We start from the raw sequence: 17,503 nt of genomic DNA, 5'->3' as shown, positions 1-17,503 counted from the left end.
TGACCAGCTAAGAAGGCGAGCCGGCAACGAACTTGCGATAACGGCCTTTGTGGCGAGTTTGCCGCGACCGGTCTCGTACACGTTCGCCTGGCGCGCGCCCTGAGCGTGGCCGGATCCATTGCGATCATGGCGGGGCGGCCCGCAGGGGACCCGGCGCGCCCGCCGCGCTCAGGCCGCCTGTTCCATGCGGCCCTCGTCCGGGCCGGCCGCCGCCATCTGCTCGACCAGTGTCGCGGCAAAGTTGCCTTGGCAGGTTTGCCGAGCCGTCAGCCGCGCGCGCAGGTCGGCACAGAGTTGGCGCAGTTCCGCCACCCGCGCGACGATGCGGATCTGCTCAGCAACTGGGGGCGTCGGAAACACACATCTCTTCAGCTCCGACATATTGATCGAAGCGAGGTTGGTTGTCTGTTTGGCAGACGACGCAAAATAGGCCCGGGCGTCAGGAGAGTTCAGGAACAGTTCCGCCCACTGGGGGGACCACTCATCGACGAGGCCCCTAGCCTTGAAGATGTGGTTCTGATGAAGGCATAGGTCAATCTCGTCTCGCCAAAGGCAGGTTCGGCCTACCTTGTCCCAGTCGCCACCTTCCGTAATTAGCAGGTCATGACGCAACAAACGAAAGCGCTCAATCTCGGTCCTGTCGATAATCACGTCCTTGACTTCCGAAAGGACTAGGTGCCAGCGCTGCACATTTGCGACGCGCAAATAGGGTAAAGACACAGGATCCTTCAAGGGAGTCTTTCTTCCGAGCGTGACACCGCTGGAGATCTGTACTACATCACCAAATCTCACCCAATCCCAGCCTTCGGGCAGGGCAAACGGCTTTTCGTCGTCGGCAATGGCCGGCAAAGGTTTGTCCCGCTTCATCTCGCCCCGCGCAATCGAGCGATCCTTTGCCATTCGAATTCGCTGGATCAGATCGCTGACCGGTTCATCCTTGGCGTTCTGTGTCACCAGCAGACCACGCACTGCGAGCTGCACAATCGTCTGCTCGAGCACGTCGACGGCTTCCGGGCGGTCGAGCAGCAGGTCGAAGTGAGAGGCAATCCGGGACCAGTCTTCCGCGAGCGCGTGCGTCGACTCGCTCTCGGCCAGCGTCTCGAACAGCGTCGCGGTCAGGCGGGCATGCTGCTCGGCTTCCAGGCCACCACGGCTTTCCAGGTCGTCGCATAGCCGCATTAGCTCTTCCACCTTGGCAATAATGCGGGCCTGCTCTCGCAGAGGAGGCAATGCAATCACAATGCTGTTGAGCTTTGCTTGGTTCATCTTCGGCTGTGCCGTTCCCGTGATATAGGGCTCCAGCGAAATCGCATTGATGAACAGGCAGAGATACTGCATGAGCATGTCGTGCGTTGTGTCGACTACGTGCGCGTGGTTGTTAACCCAATACTTCCCGCTCGCCAAGAAAGCAATTGGCGTCGAACGATTGATCAAGTTCGCGCCGTCCTCGCCGATGAGCAGCAGCGTCTTGTCGAACAAATAGCCGTCAATCTTGTCGATTACCCCCGACGCCCCGTAGTAGTCATAGATCTTTTGACGCTTCTCGCGTTCAGCCGAGGAAACCGGGACCCGCTCCCCATCCCGATTGATCGACACCTCACCAAACCGGGCCCATGACCACCCTTCCGGTATCGAGAATGGCTTTTCGGTCTCAGCGATCCTCGCGAAAGGTTGGATACGACTTAATTTTCCCTCCGTGACTAAGGCTTCCTTCGTACGCTGAATTTCATTGAGTAGTGCGGATGCCGGCTCATCACGCCGATCCTGAGGTACCAGCCTTCCTTGAATGGCCAGCGAAAGAACCAATTTTCGCAAACGGGATACGCCATCCGGAGCGGCAGCCAAAAGTTCAAATCCATCGGCTAGGTTCATGCCTTGCCCTCCAACGCATCCGCCAGAATACCCTTGAGCTGGTTACGCAAGCCTTGCGCCTCGGCAGTCAGCCGCTGGTACTGGGCGAGCAGCTCGTCGGGGTCGTGGCTGATTTCCTCGCCACGGTGCGGGTTCTTCTGGTCGAGGTTAAAGCCGTTGGTCCTCAGCGTCTCGATGCTGACCTTCCAGGCGAACTCATTCTCGACGCGGCTGGCAAAGCCGTCGGCCTCGCTGCCCCACCAGGACTTCTCCGGGGCGAACTCCTCGATGCGGATCGGCTTGGTCTTCGAGTAGCTCTTGTAGCCGGACGGGTAGGGATGCTCGTAATACCAGACCTCGTGCGTCGGCGTGCCCTTAGTAAAGAAGAGCAGGTTGGTCTTGATGCCGGTGTACGGCGCGAAGACGCCGTTGGGCAGGCGCACGATGGTGTGCAGGTTGCATTCGGTCAGCAGCTTTTCCTTGATGCGGCTCTTGACGCCCTCGCCAAACAGCGTGCCATCGGGCAGCACCACGGCCGCGCGCCCGTTATGCTTGAGCAGCTCGATCATCAGCACCAGGAACAGGTCCGCGGTTTCCTTGGTGCGCACGTCGGCCGGGAAATTGGCCTCGATACCGGCCTCTTCGGTGCCGCCGAAGGGAGGATTGGTCAGGATCACGTCGACCAGGTCGCGGTTGCCGTAGTCGACGAGCGGCCGCGACAGCGTGTTGTCGTGCCGGATCTGCGAGGGCACCTCGATGCCATGCAGCATCATGTTGGTCACGCACAGCAGGTGCGGCAACTGCTTCTTTTCGACCCCGGTGATGGCGTTCTGCAACACGATGTCGTCGTCGGCGCGCTGGCGCTGCGGCTTCAGGTGTTCGATGGCGCAGGCGAGGAAGCCACCGGTGCCGCAGGCCGGGTCGAGCACACGCTCGCCCAGGCGCGGATTGACCTGGTCGACCATGAACTGCGTGACCGCGCGCGGGGTGTAGAACTCGCCCGCGTTGCCGGCGCTCTGCAGATCCTTCAGGATCTTTTCGTAGAGGTCGTTGAACAGATGTCGCTCGGTGCGGTTGTTGAAGTCGATCTCGTTGATCTTGTTGATCACCTGGCGCAGCAACTGACCCGACTTCATGTAGTTGTAGGCGTCGCTGAACACCTCGCGCGCGACGAAGCCACGCGGGTTGCGCTTCGGGTCGGCATTGAGCCCCTTGATCGACGGGAACAGGTCGTCGTTGACAAATTCCAGCAGCTCCTCGCCGGTGATGCCCTCTGGATCGGCCGCCCAGGTGCGCCAGCGCAGCCGCTCCGGCAGCGGCGACTTGAATTCGTCACGCAGCAGTTCGAGCTCGGTCTCCTGGTCGTCGAAGATCTTGAGGAACAGCAGCCAGCTCAGTTGGGAGATGCGCTGGGCATCGCCGTCAACGCCGGCATCCTGGCGCAGGATGTCCTGCACGGACTTGATGAAGGAGGAGCTGATGGTCATGGGGTGTCGTCGTTATTGATAGAGGGCGCGTTCCAGATCCTGGAGAGCGGCCCGGTAGTTCGCTTTGCCGCCAAAGGCGGTGATGATCTCGACCGGCGTGCCGAACTCATTGAGCGGTGCCAGCTTGAGCACCTCGATGTGCTCGATATTGGTGATGCCCGCATCCGCATACTTGTCGAGCAGCGCCTGCAGCACGCGCCTGGCCGTCTCGCCGTACGTGCCGAAAATATTGCGCTTCTTGACCCGTTCGGCGCGTTCGCGCCGCGTCAGCGGCGGCTGATCGAAGGCGATATGGCAGATCAGGTCGAACGGGTCGAGGTCCTTGCCGGCCATTTCGGCCAGTTCCTCAAACAGCACGCCCTGTTTTTCAAGTTCGACCAGGATTGCTTCCTTGCGGTCCGCCGCGTTCCACGCCTGCAGGAAACCGTCGAGCGAGGCAAAGCGCTTGTTGAGCTGGATGCGGGTGAAGTCGCGCAGCGACTCAGTGATCAGCTTGCCGTCCGGGCCCAAGTACTGCACTTGCTCGTGCGCCACGCGCACCGGCACGTGATCCAGCACATAGCGGGTGCGTCCCGGACCCGGCTCCTCGGGCTCGCCGAGGCTGCCGCCAGGCTGAGCCGCGCCACCTTTCCCGGTGTCCTCACCCTCTGGATCCTCGTCGGGTGGCAGCACCGGCTCGTCGGGCGCGGGATCATACACCACGACCGGGTCGCCATCGAAGGCCGGGTCGGCGAACAGTGCCGTGGCCTGCTTGAAATCCAGAATGGTGAACCAGAGCTTGTCGTGCTCCTCGTCGATCCGCGTGCCGCGTCCGATGATCTGCTTGAACTCGGTCATCGACTTGATGGTGCGGTCGAGCACCACCAGCTTGCAGGTCTTGGCATCGACCCCGGTAGTCATCAGGCGTGAGGTGGTCGCGATCACCGGATAGGCCTTACGCGGGTTGATGAAGTTGTCGAGTTCGAGCTTGCCTTCGGCATTGTCCCCGGTGATCTGCATCACGTATTTGGAGTTGGCGCTGGCCAGATCCGGGTTGGCATTGATCAGCGCCTGGCGCATGCGCCCGGCGTGGTCGATGTCCTCGCAGAACACGATGGTCTTGGCCATGCGATCGGTGGCGCGCAGGAATTCGGTGATGCGCGCGGCGACCGCCACGTCGCGCTGGGTCAGCACCAGCGTGCGGTTCATGTCCGACTGGTTGTAGATGCGGTCCTCGACCACCTGGCCCAGCTTGTCGACGGTGCCGACTGGCGGGCGCCAGCCGAGATCCTTATCCAGGTCGACCCGGATCACTTTGTAGGGCGCGAGGAAACCGTCGTCGATGCCCTGGCGCAGCGAATAGGTATAGACCGGGTCGCCGAAATAGGTGATGTTTGACACCTCCTCGGTTTCCTTGGGCGTCGCGGTCAGTCCCAGGTGGATCGCCGAGCTGAAGTAGTCGAGGACCTCGCGCCAGGCCGAGTCCTCGGCGGCGCTGCCGCGGTGGCACTCGTCGATCACGACCAAGTCGAAGAAATCCGGGCTGAACTGGCGGTAGATATTCTGGGCCTCGTCGGTGCCGGTAACGGCCTGATAGAGTGACAGATAAATCTCGTAAGACTTGTCGACGGTGCGGTTCTCGACCTTCGTCATCGCCCCGGCAAAGGGCTTGAAGTCATTGGTCTTGGTCTGGTCGACTAGGATGTTGCGGTCGGCGAGGAACAGGATGCGCTTGGCTGCCCGCGCCTTCCATAGGCGCCAGATGATCTGGAAGGCCGTGAAGGTCTTGCCGGTGCCGGTCGCCATCACCAGCAGGATGCGCGACTGGTCCTTGGTCACCGCCTCCACTGCCCGGTTCACCGCGTTGAGCTGGTAGTAGCGCGCTTCCTTGCCCGGGTAGTAGTCCTGCGCGTAGACCGGCTCGGTCTCGGGCGCGATGCCCTTCCACGCCAGATAGCGCTGCCAGAGGACGGTGGGGGAGGGAAACTCTGCCAGCGTCAGCTCGCGCTCGATCACGCCGTCCTGGCCCGTGCGGTCGTGCCACATGAAGCCATCGCCATTGCTCGAGAACGCGAACGGCACGTCGAGCATCTCGGCGTAGCGCAGGGCCTGCTGCATGCCCGCGCGCACCGAATGGTGGTTGTCCTTAGCTTCGACCACGGCCAGCGGCAGGCCCGGCTTGAAGGACAGCACATAGTCGGCACGGACGATGGTGTCCTCGTCGCGCGTCGCCTTCTTGCCACGCACCACGACCCGCCCGCTGGTGAGGCTAACTTCTTCACGCAATTGCGTGTGCAGGTCCCACCCGGCTTCGACGAGGGCCGGCGAAATGAACTTGCTGCAGATGTCCCGCTCGGAAAGCAATTTCTTGTTCATCTTCTGTCCTTCGCGTTACGCGCCAACCCACGTTCAGTCGAGCGGCCAAAGTTCGAGGGTTATCCTCGACTGCTGTTTGCGCAGGCGTTCGATTTGCTGCTGAATGCCGACTTCTTCATCCAAGGCTTTCGCGGCCTGCGCTTGTTCTTCCGCGGTCGGCTGCAGTACCTGCAGGGCCTTAAGTTCCGACAGGTTGATCATCTGCATCGTCGCGCCGCCAGAGACGATGCTTTGCAGCAGAGCCTGGCCCAGGGGCGAGCGCAGTTGCAGGAATAGGGTGCGCGGATCGGTGCGCGCTGCCGCGTCGACGCGCAGCACCATGGCCGACTGCGCAGCCACCCATCCGCCTTCGCCGGGCGGCGGGACCTCGGGCGGCACGATGCCCACCTTGCCAACGCCACCTTTGACGATCAGGACGATGTCGTGCGGCAACAGGAACTGCTTTGTGGATTTTTGCAGCGCCATCTCGCGCGGCAGACTGACCGACCGGCTGGCGTCCTGAATATAGCCGTAGGCCGGCAGGTCGGTGGGACCGACCTCCCAGGCGCCTACGGTGTCCTCGCCGTCCTGGAACTTGACCGGCTGCGGCCGCAATGTCGTGACCAGCTCGTCCAGCCGAATCATCCGAGCCTGCGCGAGCTTTTCCCGGAGCCGCCGCTGGGCGGGGGGCACGACGTAACGACTAACCTGAAGCTGGGCATCGTTGGCCAGAATTTCCTCAACCGATACCACGATGACGTCCGGGTCTGCGGCTTCCGTCAAAATTAGGCCGCCGAGCGTGGAGGTATTGGTCAGCCTGGAGCGCGCCTTCGACAGGGGCTCCACAAATCGCTCGTTCTCGGCGTTGACGAAGCGCACAGTGCGATGGCCTCCACGCGGATCGAGCACCAGCAGTGCGATGGCAATCGGGGCCCCGCTCAGAATGCCGCCAGGCAGGGCCACCACGGCCTGGACCATGCCGCGTTGCAGCAGGTCGATGCGCAGCGCCGCCTCGCCTCGCCCGAACAGGAAGCTGGGTGTCACCGCCACCACGACGCGTCGGCGAGCCTGGGCCAACAGGTGGCGAATCGACAGGATCGTTCCCGACGTTGTTTTCTCCGGGAAGCGGCCGAACCAGTCCCGCTCGGCGACCTCGCGCTCATAGCGTTGGTTCAAGGGGGGGAAGGCGATGGCAACATCAAAGTGGCGCGGTTTCCCCTCCTCAATGGCTTGTGGAGATCGAATAGGGTCCCCATATCGGACGGCCAAAGGTCCGCCGGCCAGCAGGCCGATCAGCAACGTTACCCGCCATGGAAGGGGCGTCTCCAGATAAACGGCGGCCCCTTGGAGCGTTCCTCTTACGCTCAGTTGCGCGCCGGTGTCCCAAGGCGTATAGAGCGTGTCCTCGGCCCGCAACTCGCCAAGAGTCAGCATCAAATCCGCCAGTTCGGGTGGATAGAACAGTTCGCCATCCCCCCTGCTGACTGCCAGCCCGGTGACGACATCTGCGATGTTTAGATGCTGCAGTACCCCGGTGTCACGCAACTGCAGCACGAGATTCACTAGGTCCTGCAAGCCGGCCTCACCCAGTCGGGCGAAGTTCTTATCGTCGCGAAAGGCGGCTCGCCGCAGATCCCCATCGTGACTACCAAGCTGCTGCCAGCGCTCGACGTAGTCCTGCGGTCTCTCACTCCTAGTAAGACACAGCGGCGGCGGCAGCCTGCCATCGCTCGACCACTTCTCCCAGACCAGGACCCGCAGCACCAATTCGAGCGCATCGGCGTTGTCGAATTGACCGCGTAAGGACTCAATCAGCCCCCAAACAATGTCTTTCATCGGTGCCGGACTCCTTTAGTGACGGCGTCCGCAGTTGTAGGCCGTGATCAACGCCTCGCCCTCGGCCACCACGGTGACGCCGCCCTTGTCGATGATCTTCTTGAGCACTCGCTCGAATCCCTGAAATTGCTCCAGCAGGCGCCGCGCCTCCTTGAACCCCAGGACGTACTTGTCGTGATCCGGCGTGCCATGGGCAAGAACCAGCTCGACCATGTCCTGGCTGATGCCGCGCTGGGACAAGCGCTGCTTCATGTGCTTAGTTTGTCTCATAACGGTTCCCCCCTGAGCTTGGAGAAAGCATACGATGTAATTTACATTTCGTCAAATGTAATTTAATTACATAACATGGAATCGTAAACTAGACCATTGCAGCCAATTGACGGGCATGTCTCACTCGTCCTGGGCGACGGCTTGCGCCAAGACTCGCACGCACCAGACATTCATGGAGATGCCCTCTTTTATGGCGGCGGCATTCAGAAGAATCTTCAAGGTCTTATCCATGCGTAGCGTTAGCGTGGTGCTTGGATCCCCGGCTTCCGGCACGTCGATGTAGCTTTCTATCTTGTCGTTGCAGTGCTCCTCCATCCATTTCGTGGCCTGATCCTGGTTCATGGGGAAGAGATGGTCGCGAAGGTCGCTCTCCCCACTAACCGCGTTCCAGTAAGGCTCGTTACGCTCCACGAGGAAAAATTTCCCCAACCGAGTCCGGTAAAGTTGCAAACAGTGCTCGTACCCTGGGCCGTAGGTGTCATTCGGTGACAGCTCCTTTTCATGGATCAGCGCGGCTGTTGCCGTGTTGTAGGCCTTGCCGTCTACGACACGCTTTAGTTCGGTATGTGTTGACATGATAACTTTGTGTTCAAGTAAATCAATATGATTCAGGCAGGATAGCATCGGATCGCTTTGTGTTCAAGTTGAACGAGATGCGTGTCAGCCGAGCACGGTCGTGCAGCAGCTCGGGCGCAGGGGATGGCAACCAGAGGAAATTGCGGAGTTCGAGGCTGCGGGCTTTCCCGGTCGTCGCTGTGAAGGTCCTACCGGCTATGCCGATTGGACCTACGTAGCCTTTTACGGATTTGGCGGCGGAGAGGGGAGCTGTCGCCCATGCAATGGCGATCGACAGGCTGATCTGGGATCTGGAGTGCGCGTAGCGCAACCGGTTGAAAGAGGATCTTGGTATCCGTACCCGAGATCCCCCGATTGATGTCGACGACCATCACAAACACATCTGTGTGGTGCAAATAGTCATCGGTGAAAGTTGGGTGTCGAAACGACACCGTGCTGACGAATCGTGGATAGCAACTACGCTGCACAAAGGGCCTCTTTTGAAGGCGCACGATGCACCACAACGCTTTATAAATCAATGCCTTGCGCAACTCGCAAATTGCAAAACCGACACTAATCAAGGTCACTCACGGACAAGTCAGCGCAGTCTAGGTGCAATTTGGATGCAGTCATGTTTCGCAGAGGCCTCGTCGTGAGGTGCTGTCAATTGGCGACACCCTTGCGATCCCCCTCGTTTTTGGGCTTGCAACCTGCGCTGGTTAGATGAGAATCAGCCCCCAAGAGGAATTCGGGAGATCGCAATGACGTGCGAAGTCGCCGTCGCGAATCGAATGGCGGTCGCGCTCGCTGCCGACAGCGCAGTGACGTTCAGCGGACAAGCCCACGATGGCACGCGTAGGTTGGTCTACGCCTCTGGCGCGAACAAGATCTTCCAGCTATCCAACTTCGCGCCGGTTGGCATCATGATCTTCAATAACGCGGAGCTGCAGGACATTCCGTGGGAATTGATCATCAAGACGTTTCGGACCGAACTGGCCGCGACGCACAAGAATCATCTGGAAGAGTACTCCGTCGCGCTTTCGACGTTCATAGAAGGAAACAGGGCACTGTTTCCGGACGAGCATCGAGACCGCCAATTCAAAAGCCTGATCGCGCGCGCATTCCTGGAAATGTTCCAGGCTGTCGTATCGCACCAGCCGGGCTTGACGGTTGGGGATCCTGCGGAAAATCTTGTTGCAGCGTTTGCTGAAGCGCTGCAGCGCATGCGCGAAATGTTAGGACAAAAGCCGCTCCCGGAGATCTTTTCGGCTGACGATGTAGATGCCGCGATTGAGGGCCATCGGGATTGGCTTGCCCAGGCAGCTCGCGCACATGTTGCGGCAATGCACCCGCACCTCGTGCAGGCTTTTCCCGCCGAGGACCTTGTCGAACTGGCAATCCAGTGGGTCTATCACGACTATCGAGCGGTGTTCGACGGTGCCTACACTGGCGTTGTAGTGGCTGGCTACGGCGAGCAGGAATTGTTTCCTGCTGTGGTCGAGTTGCGCTTCTACGGGTTCATGCTGAACAAGTTAGTGTACGAGCGCGTCGGTGGCACAGGCATTGATCACGTGACGTCGTCTTACATTCAGCCGTATGCCACGAAGGCAATGGTTGAGACTTTCTTGAATGGCTTTGCCTCAGAAGTGTGGGAGGCCGTGAACGAGTCCTTCGATAGACATGCTCAGGCTCTGGCCGGCGTCTTTACTGCGGCTGGAGCCAATTTGCCTGACGTTGATCAGCAAATCGATGCTGCGAGTAGAGCATTCACGAAGGAGTGGAGTACCAAAGCCTTTCAAAGCCACTATGTGCCTCTCCGAGGCGTGGTTTCAGGGTTGCCCCCTGACCAAATGGCGGAGCTAGCTGAAACCTTGGTCATGCTAGAATCGTTCAAGGAAAAGGTAACTCAGCGAACGCAATCAGTGGGCGGTCCCATCGATGTAGCAGTGATAACCAAGTCCGAAGGCTTGGTCTGGATCAAGCGAAAGCACTACTTTAGTCCTGAGCTGAATCACCGTTATTTCGCAAGACAGTCACAAGGAGCGTGAGACGATATGACCACTTTATTGCATAGTGTGATTGATGCTCTCATGAAGCAGGCGCAAAGCGAGGATCCTTTTGTTGCCGAAGTCCGCGCCAGCAGACGTGCTGAGCCTGGCCAGGATGACGCAGCACATGAACTCGCGGAATCGAACTATCTCCGACTTAGAGAAGAGTTTGACCGAGACGATCGCCGGAACCTTACCTTGCAGCGATACGCGTCTCTCTGAACTTGAAACGGGCCCCGAGGCCCGTTTTTCATAACAGGGTCGAATCTATTGCCTCTGCTGCTGTAGCTTTCTCGGCTTGGACCGATGACTCCTTCGCGCTCCGGTGTGGGCCCAGCCCAGTGGTGCTCTCTAACGAGAATCAAGTCCCAGCCTGCATTGACGGGACTGCCCGAGAGGGCGATCCTTGGGTGACGGCGTGACAGATCCGCCTGGCTGCATCAGCTTCTCGAAGACCCAGGATGCATGCCACTGTTTCCGGGCCATGAGGCGCTCAACGTGTCCCTTGTGATGCGCTGCGTCCCGCGCCGCTTTTCGACGGTGTCGCCGGGCGTTACAGAATTGGCATGCGGCCACGATGTTGCTTTGTGAGTCACTGCCGCCATCGACGCGAGCGTGCAAATGCTCGGCCGTGCATTGAAGGTGTCGAGCCTGTCGGGTAGAGAGATGGAAAGTCGCGGCGAAAGCTTCCATGGATTGCTCCCACATGGGGCAGTGGCAATAGAAGCAACACCCGGATTGAAGTTGAAAGGCGCGGGCGCGCCGACGCGCGAGAGTCGTGGGCATGAGCGATCCTGTATTCAGGAAGATTTCGGAAACTTCGAAACCCCGCTCGCCCGTAGAAGGCATACACGGGAACCAGCCAAGTAGCTCGTGCTGGCACCACTTCAGCTCCTAGGGAGACTGACGGAAAGGAGTCTAGCCCCGTTATTCCCGCAAACACAAGGGAAGGGCACGGATCTCTTGCAAAATTGCAACATAGCGCGGCCCGGCGGCGGGAGTCCTGATTGCGCGAAACGGAGGGCAAATAGCACCATGGAGGCCTTCTTGCCGGTCGCTGCGGCCCCGCCGATAGATCTGTAAGTCACTCCAGTCGGCAGGGCGACAAGACGGCTATTCCTGGCTGCTGTCAGTCACGCCACGCAGGTACTCGATGCAGGCAACGTAGGCACTCCGGTCCGGGATTTGCACCTGTTCATCGTGCATTGCCGCCGTGAAGTCTGACCAGTCGCGCAGGATCTGCTCGCCCAGTGCGAGCGGTGTCAGTCCATGCGCGTTAGCTTGGTAGGGCAAGCCAGCATCATATTCCACCAGAAGCGGCAGGATCTCGGTACGTCCGAGCTTGACGGCAGTGTGCAAGGCGTTGTTGCGCTCACCATACTCGACGTTCCGCGACTCTGGCATGCGCGCGAGGATGGCAACGACGCACTCGGACGAGCCGCCCTTTACCGCAGCGTGTAGCGGCGTCCTGCCGAGATAGTCCTGCTGATCAACGTCAGCGCCGGCCTCGAGCAGGGCACCGGCAATCTGAACGTCGCCTGCGTTCGCCGCCACCATGAGCGGGCTTTGCCGCTTGAAATCCGTCAGGTTAGCCTGTTCAGGCCACGCTTTGAGGAGAAGGCAGATCGCGTGGCGGCGCCGCTTGAGGTGCGCGGTAAATCGATCGACGTCGCCGACCAACTCCTTCGGAAGCAGCGTGCGCATGAGCGGCATGTTTGCATCGGAAGTGTTGAGGAGTTTCAACCAGGACATCAGGACAGAATCGCCGCGGACGCTGTCTGTCTGCTTGCGGCGAAGCGCTTTGGAATTGCTGTCGAACCAGCGCTGCAGGCTGTCCCAATCTTCTTCGTCGATCATTCGAAACGTATCACCCATGATTGTCGCAGCCTGGTCCGCGATGAGCGGACGCCGCCTTTCATAACCCGGATATGGCTTGTAGAGGTCTGTCCAGAAGTCTTCGGCGACCTGCTTCGCGACCTCCGCAATGCTGATGTTCATGGGGTCGCCATTGATCATGTTGGTCATCAACATGATGCGGTACGGCCGTTCATGCCTGGATGGCATGAGTCGACGATCTGCGACAAGCGTCGCGAACAGGTCGCGCGCCGCCTCGCCGATCACCGACCCGAAGTTGCGCTCAAAGCCACAATCCACGGCCTGTTTGAAAAGCTTTGCCGCCTCGTCGAATTGATTGCGTGCGAGACAGTGCTTCGCCCGATATTGCAAGAGCGGCAGCGCCCAAGTAGCGTGGCCAGGACTGCGCTCGGCTTCCTCCAGCAACATCTCGACGCGCTGCTCGACGTCGCGAGGCCTGTCCGAGATGTCGCAGTTGATCAGATTCCCGAGTGCACAGACAATCGCGCCGACAGTATCTTCGGGGGATTTCGCGAGCTCCCTCAGTCGCGCAAGGGCTGCCTCGCGCGCCTTTGGCGAGATGTCGTCGGACAAGGCCAACTGGCTAACCACGAGGTAGTCAGCTTCCGTTTGCAAGAGGCGCCACGGGGAGTGCCTGCGGAACAGGTCCCTCAGTTCAAACTCCCGTTGCAGGCATTTGAAAAAGTCGTTCATCAACGAGATCTTCGTCTGGGCGACGCGGGGCCAGTCCGCGCTATCCAGCGCGAAAAAGTCGTCAAGGGGCGCCTGTGCGTCCAACCTGGCGAACCGGTGCGTCAGAAGATCGCCGACCTCGGTATGCGCGTTGGGTCGGTGCGAAGGCAAGACCGACCGAAAAAGCGTCGCTCGATCCTCGGGCGGAAGATGAGCCTCGAACCACGCGTCCTGTTCCACTTCGGAGTCGGCGCGTTTGTAGGCCTCGACGGTCAGGTTGTAGCTGAACTGGACGAGGGCGAAGACTTGTAGGACCTTGTTGTCATTTGGATTGGAACACGTGAAATCAACGCCCGGACACAGAAACTCGACGAGACGCTTGTAGCCATCCTGCACCGCACGGGCGGTGCGAAGGCGCTGACGGATGGTTCGCATCGATGGCTTGCCATAGCGAACTCCGAGCAGCCGTACGAATTCGGCTTGTTCTTCGGTTGACGCCTGGCCGTTCATGATGGCTTCAATGCGGCCGGGCTGCGTCATCGGGATCTGCGAGCGCAGTGCCTGGGGATTCAGCCGCTTGCGATCAACGAAAGCTAGCGCGGCGGCGACCTTGTCCTCGTGTGGCAATTCCGCAGACACCTCGAAGGTGCCATTGAAGTTCAAAGCGGAATCATCCGGAAAATATTCCTCGATCGTCTTGATCTCGGGGATCGTCCCATGTTTCCACTTGTAGAGTGAGCGCTCGATCGAATCCTGCTTGCCCTTGGCGCGCCTCGTCGCGGTGCCCAGATTCGCTGCGAGCTGATCCATCGGCAGGCCGAGAAGATCGATGATCCAGCCGACCACATGCTGCATGGGCAGGGCAAGCTGTTTTGTCTTCTGGTCGACGTGGGGTAGGAACCAGAACTCGCCGCCGGGCATGCCGTGGTCAAAGGCTTCGCCGAGATTCCAGTTTGCGATCAAGCGTCCGGCCGCCGGAGCGTACGTGAAAGCGCACAGGTGCCAGACGACTTGCCGAGCGCTGGCGTCAAATGTCCAGACATTCTGGGCAAGGAGACGTTGGAAGCCCGTCCAATTGTTCAGGTTGCGAAAGGCGTCACGGCGGGCAGCGTCGCTCATCTCGAGCGCATCGAATATCCCTTGGAGCTCGCTTGCCACCATGTCCAGGTGATTCTCGAGCGTCATTTCGAGTTTGACGAACTCACCTTGCTTTTTTGTCGACCGACGCTTGAGGCCGAGGCACTGGCCGATTTCGAGAAGCACGGATTCGAAAGTGGGGAGAGTAGCCATGAAAACGTCGTGATAAGTGGTCAATAGGCCTCATTCTCGGCGATGGAGGGGAGGAAGCCAATGAACTTTCGCGTCCCCCATGTTTTCGGCCCGCTGCAAACGGAGGGGACGGGCAAGTTCATTTCGGGGCGAAAGGGCTTTGGGCAATCTGGGGTGACCCACCACCCACCGGAGATCCCCTTGCTGCAAGCCGAAAAAGACCGTCAGTCAATCTCGCGTGAGCTAGTCATCAACTGGCATGTGACCGAGGCGTGCAACTATGCCTGCCGCTACTGCTACGCCAAGTGGGACAAGCCCGAGTCCCGGCGTGAACTGATCCACGACTGGGCCGGCACGACGCGCCTGCTCCAGGAAGTCAGCGCCTACTTTGCCCCCGGCAGCGCCGCCTATCCGTTTGCCGGTGCCATGGATTGGACGTCCGTCCGCCTGAACCTCGCCGGGGGTGAGCCGCTCCTGTATGGCCAGCAGGTCCTGCGCATCGCGGCGCTTGCGCGCGAGCTGGGGCTTGGCGTCTCGATAATCACGAACGGCAGCTTGCTGACGCCCGTGCTGGCCGAAGGGTTGGCCGAGCATTTGTCGTTGCTTGGCGTCAGTCTGGACTCCGCAAACAGGTCGACCAATCGGCAAATCGGTCGTCTAGACCGTCGAGGGCGGCAGGTAGCGCCCGACACGCTGGAAGCAAGCTTGGCGGCCGCGCGTCGGATCAACCCAGGACTTCGCCTGAAGATCAACACAGTGGTCAACGCCCTGAACAGCGACGAAGACATGACGCCGCTGATCAGAAGATTGGCCCCGGAGAAGTGGAAGGTGCTCCGGATGCTTCCGATCGTGACCACCGATCTCGCCGTCTCCGACGCGCAGTTCTGCGCCTTCGTGCAACGCCATTCCGGCCACGGTCTGCCACTGCGCGTGGAGGACAACGCCGATATGACCGAGTCGTACATCATGATCGACCCCCTCGGGCGCTTCTTCCAGAACGCGGATGCTCGCGGCGGGTACCGCTACAGTCTGCCAATTCCTCGCGTCGGCGCGGGCGCGGCATTCGCGCAGACGGAGCTGTCGTCGTCGAGATACCTGGCTCGATATTCTTCGGCGGAGACCGTGCGATGAAGTATTCCACGGGGAGGGAGATTGACGTCTTGGTGCGCAGGCTCGTTAAGGAGGGCTGGCGATTCAGGCGGGGAGGCAGACATGGCCGCTTGCTGCACCCGTCTGGGCAAGGCACGGTGATTGTCCCATGCACCCCAGGCGATCGGCGGGCCTGGTTGAACTTCAAGGGCGACGTGAACAAGGCGCGTCGGCTCAGGGGCGAGGGCTCCGGCTAGGCCGGGCCGCGACTGCCTGTACTGTTTGTGGGGCGTCGTCTGTGTGCGAGCACACAGACGTCCGCGCCTGTGACGCCACATCCCGCTTTTGGGGCTGGCGAGCTGATGTGCCGCCTTCTAGTGTCGAGAACTGGTCAGGAAGGGCCCACGCGACGGTCGCGTGTTCTGTACCTATGAACTCAAGCAGGCGTTCGCCCGCCTCGTAAAGCGAGCGAAGTTGCCGCACATCGTGTTCCATGACTCAGACATACGGCCCTGACCCGATACGCGGAGCGCGGGCTGGACCAGATACGGCTGTCGGTCACCTCAGGCCATAAGACGCTCCAGATGTTGAAGCGGTACGTCCACTTGAAGGCGGAGGACGTGGCGGAACTGATGGGATAAGTACCTGCAGACCCTTCCCGAACGTTTGTACGCCATGATGGGCGGCCCGATGCGGCCGCCATTTTTGTTAGTATTCTCCTAATCAAAAGTCCACAACTGATTGATTCATAACGAGTCTATGGTTGAGCAACGTACCCGATCAGTGAATTCCGTATGCGCATACGAATACAACGGCGTATAAACATACGTTTATGGCGTTTAAGGCTGGCACGGCGCAAAATTTGCTGATACACTCCGACCATTGTGAGATGGAGGTGACCGATGAGTGACGTGCGCAAGAAGAGCCCAAGGGCTCCGACGATGGCCTTGCCGGATGCGCTCGACCGCGTGGAGAAGATTTACGCGCAAGAGGGCCGTCACGCCACGCCCATCGAAATCGTGGCGCAAGCTCTCGGCTACAAGAGCGCCACCAACGGTTCCGCCGCGCAGGCGATTGCGTCGCTGCGGTACTACGGCTTGCTGGAGCGTCCGAAGGAAGGGCACTTGGTCGTGTCCAAGGACTACGAGAGCTACAAGTACAGCCCGGACGAAGCGCAGAAGCAGTCCCTCCTAATCGGCTGGCTGCGCACGCCCCCGATCTTTTCCACCCTGCTCGACAAGTACGATGGCCGACTGCCGTCTGACGCGAACATTCGGTACGACCTCATCAGCATGGGCTTCATCCCTGGGGGCGCTGACGCGTATGTGAGCGTGTTCCGGCGCTCGGTCGAGTTCGCCCGGTTCTTCGAGCAGGCCACCGCGCAGCCGGAAGATGACGAGCAGCAACCCGCGCTCCTCAGCGTTGCTGAGCCGACTCCCGTTCAAGCGGAAATGCTGCTGCGGATGCCTGCGCCTCAAATGCACGCGACGGGTCATGTAGTGCAACCGGCTCCCGCCGCACATAGCGCGGTACAGGCGGGCGGGACCATTGCCCATGCACAGACGCATAGCCCGGACGTAATCCGAGTACCGGTACGTCTGTCGAAGGGGCGTTGTGCGTATTTGGAGTTGCCGATTCCCTTCTACGAAGCCGATAAGAAGCGGCTGAAGGCGTATATCGACATGCAGCTTGCGGACGATGCCGATGAGGCGGACGACGATGCGGATGACGAGTAAGCCGCAAGTGCAAAGAAAAAGCCTTACGCAGCGCCAACTGCGTAAGGCCATTCATCTCCCTGTGACAAAGGTTCCGTCCAAAAGGGAGGCCGGGAACAATCCCCGAGTGAGAAACCCATTATTGGGTCGAGGGTTGCCGGTGTCAAGCGGAGCCGCAGTTGGTAAGGAGTTCCAGATATGGAAAACCCCCACCGCCCCGCCCCGCCGGGGTTTCGCTGGGTCTACTGCAAGTGCTTCAAGCACTGGCGTACCGGCAAGCTCGTCTATCCGAAGACGGCGGACTGCTTCATGTTCCTTGTCCGGGCACGGTAAGTAGAGCGCCCAGACAAAGAAGATGACCCCGTAACCCATCCCACCCCGGCAGCCGAAGGAGCCTGCCGGGGGTTTTGCTTTGGTTCGCTATGTCCCGCCCGCTTCCAGTTGCTTCGCGGGACTGTGTGAGTATGCCGACGTCTCAACGGCAGCCGGGGCCACCCGTATG

12 protein-coding genes and 1 pseudogene are annotated in these 17,503 nt (G+C 60.1%); 5 read left to right on the top strand and 8 right to left on the bottom strand.

From position 1 onward, the window contains the following. Positions 1–168 precede the first annotated feature (168 nt). The 6 genes from E1J61_RS31710 to E1J61_RS31685 form a co-directional block, all read right to left on the bottom strand. Positions 169–1,872 carry a restriction endonuclease subunit S gene (locus tag E1J61_RS31710; protein ID WP_133097821.1) on the bottom strand — a complete coding sequence of 568 codons (1,704 nt, stop codon included), beginning with the start codon at positions 1,870–1,872 and terminating at the stop codon, positions 169–171. Then, positions 1,869–3,338, bottom strand: coding sequence for a class I SAM-dependent DNA methyltransferase (locus E1J61_RS31705; RefSeq protein WP_133097820.1), 1,470 nt, complete (start codon positions 3,336–3,338; stop codon positions 1,869–1,871). Before E1J61_RS31705 ends, E1J61_RS31710 begins: the two co-directional genes overlap by 4 nt. 12 nt (positions 3,339–3,350) lie before the next feature. Continuing rightward, a complete protein-coding gene (gene hsdR, locus E1J61_RS31700) occupies positions 3,351–5,693 on the bottom strand; it encodes an EcoAI/FtnUII family type I restriction enzme subunit R (protein ID WP_133097819.1) in 2,343 nt (780 codons plus the stop codon). Between the two features lie 33 nt (positions 5,694–5,726). After that, positions 5,727–7,508 carry an N-6 DNA methylase gene (locus tag E1J61_RS31695; RefSeq protein ID WP_133097818.1) on the bottom strand — a complete coding sequence of 594 codons (1,782 nt, stop codon included), beginning with the start codon at positions 7,506–7,508 and terminating at the stop codon, positions 5,727–5,729. A 15-nt stretch (positions 7,509–7,523) separates the two neighbouring features. After that, entirely contained in the window at positions 7,524–7,760 is a 237-nt protein-coding gene (locus tag E1J61_RS31690; RefSeq protein ID WP_243737063.1) for a DUF4258 domain-containing protein, read from the bottom strand. A gap of 138 nt (positions 7,761–7,898) precedes the next feature. After that, the gene (locus E1J61_RS31685) at positions 7,899–8,354 is read right to left on the bottom strand and encodes a hypothetical protein (RefSeq protein ID WP_133097816.1); all 456 of its coding nucleotides are present in this window, start codon (positions 8,352–8,354) and stop codon (positions 7,899–7,901) included. Between the two features lie 740 nt (positions 8,355–9,094). On the opposite strand from E1J61_RS31685, the gene E1J61_RS31680 reads away from it, so the two are divergent. Beyond that, positions 9,095–10,381, top strand: coding sequence for a hypothetical protein (locus tag E1J61_RS31680; protein WP_133097815.1), 1,287 nt, complete (start codon positions 9,095–9,097; stop codon positions 10,379–10,381). 351 nt (positions 10,382–10,732) lie between these two features. Here the strand turns inward: E1J61_RS31680 and E1J61_RS31675 are convergent, their stop codons facing one another. After that, entirely contained in the window at positions 10,733–11,074 is a 342-nt protein-coding gene (locus E1J61_RS31675; RefSeq protein ID WP_243737062.1) for an HNH endonuclease, read from the bottom strand. A gap of 420 nt (positions 11,075–11,494) precedes the next feature. Beyond that, positions 11,495–14,218: an ankyrin repeat domain-containing protein gene (locus E1J61_RS31670; protein WP_133097813.1), complete on the bottom strand. Its 2,724-nt coding sequence runs from the start codon at positions 14,216–14,218 to the stop codon at positions 11,495–11,497. 180 nt (positions 14,219–14,398) lie between these two features. Between E1J61_RS31670 and E1J61_RS31665 the strand changes: the two genes are divergently transcribed. The 4 genes and pseudogenes from E1J61_RS31665 to E1J61_RS38710 all read left to right on the top strand — a co-directional run bounded on the left by E1J61_RS31665 (position 14,399) and on the right by E1J61_RS38710 (position 17,334). Further along, positions 14,399–15,328: a viperin family antiviral radical SAM protein gene (locus E1J61_RS31665; protein WP_207951287.1), complete on the top strand. Its 930-nt coding sequence runs from the start codon at positions 14,399–14,401 to the stop codon at positions 15,326–15,328. A gap of 467 nt (positions 15,329–15,795) precedes the next feature. After that, positions 15,796–15,927 (top strand): annotated as a pseudogene (locus E1J61_RS38980) (site-specific integrase); the annotation flags it as partial. Positions 15,928–16,188: 261 nt separating this feature from the next. Then, positions 16,189–17,022 carry a hypothetical protein gene (locus E1J61_RS31655; RefSeq protein ID WP_133097811.1) on the top strand — a complete coding sequence of 278 codons (834 nt, stop codon included), beginning with the start codon at positions 16,189–16,191 and terminating at the stop codon, positions 17,020–17,022. 177 nt (positions 17,023–17,199) lie between these two features. Continuing rightward, positions 17,200–17,334 (top strand): hypothetical protein, encoded by a 135-nt coding sequence (locus E1J61_RS38710; protein WP_256376148.1) that lies wholly within the window; start codon positions 17,200–17,202, stop codon positions 17,332–17,334. Positions 17,335–17,503 lie beyond the last annotated feature (169 nt).

This window comes from Cupriavidus sp. L7L (assembly GCF_004353535.1).
In the GTDB taxonomy this organism is placed as follows: Bacteria; Pseudomonadota; Gammaproteobacteria; order Burkholderiales; family Burkholderiaceae; genus Cupriavidus; species Cupriavidus oxalaticus_A.
This window is presented reverse-complemented; position numbering and strand designations above follow the sequence as displayed.

Coding starts and splice junctions, on each gene's coding strand:
- E1J61_RS31710 (WP_133097821.1), bottom strand. CDS start 1,872: ATGAACCTAGCCGATGGATTTGAACTTTTGGCTGCCGCTCCGGATGGC.
- E1J61_RS31705 (WP_133097820.1), bottom strand. CDS start 3,338: ATGACCATCAGCTCCTCCTTCATCAAGTCCGTGCAGGACATCCTGCGC.
- hsdR (WP_133097819.1), bottom strand. CDS start 5,693: ATGAACAAGAAATTGCTTTCCGAGCGGGACATCTGCAGCAAGTTCATT.
- E1J61_RS31695 (WP_133097818.1), bottom strand. CDS start 7,508: ATGAAAGACATTGTTTGGGGGCTGATTGAGTCCTTACGCGGTCAATTC.
- E1J61_RS31690 (WP_243737063.1), bottom strand. CDS start 7,760: ATGAAGCAGCGCTTGTCCCAGCGCGGCATCAGCCAGGACATGGTCGAG.
- E1J61_RS31685 (WP_133097816.1), bottom strand. CDS start 8,354: ATGTCAACACATACCGAACTAAAGCGTGTCGTAGACGGCAAGGCCTAC.
- E1J61_RS31680 (WP_133097815.1), top strand. CDS start 9,095: ATGACGTGCGAAGTCGCCGTCGCGAATCGAATGGCGGTCGCGCTCGCT.
- E1J61_RS31675 (WP_243737062.1), bottom strand. CDS start 11,074: ATGGAAGCTTTCGCCGCGACTTTCCATCTCTCTACCCGACAGGCTCGA.
- E1J61_RS31670 (WP_133097813.1), bottom strand. CDS start 14,218: ATGGCTACTCTCCCCACTTTCGAATCCGTGCTTCTCGAAATCGGCCAG.
- E1J61_RS31655 (WP_133097811.1), top strand. CDS start 16,189: ATGAGTGACGTGCGCAAGAAGAGCCCAAGGGCTCCGACGATGGCCTTG.
- E1J61_RS38710 (WP_256376148.1), top strand. CDS start 17,200: ATGGAAAACCCCCACCGCCCCGCCCCGCCGGGGTTTCGCTGGGTCTAC.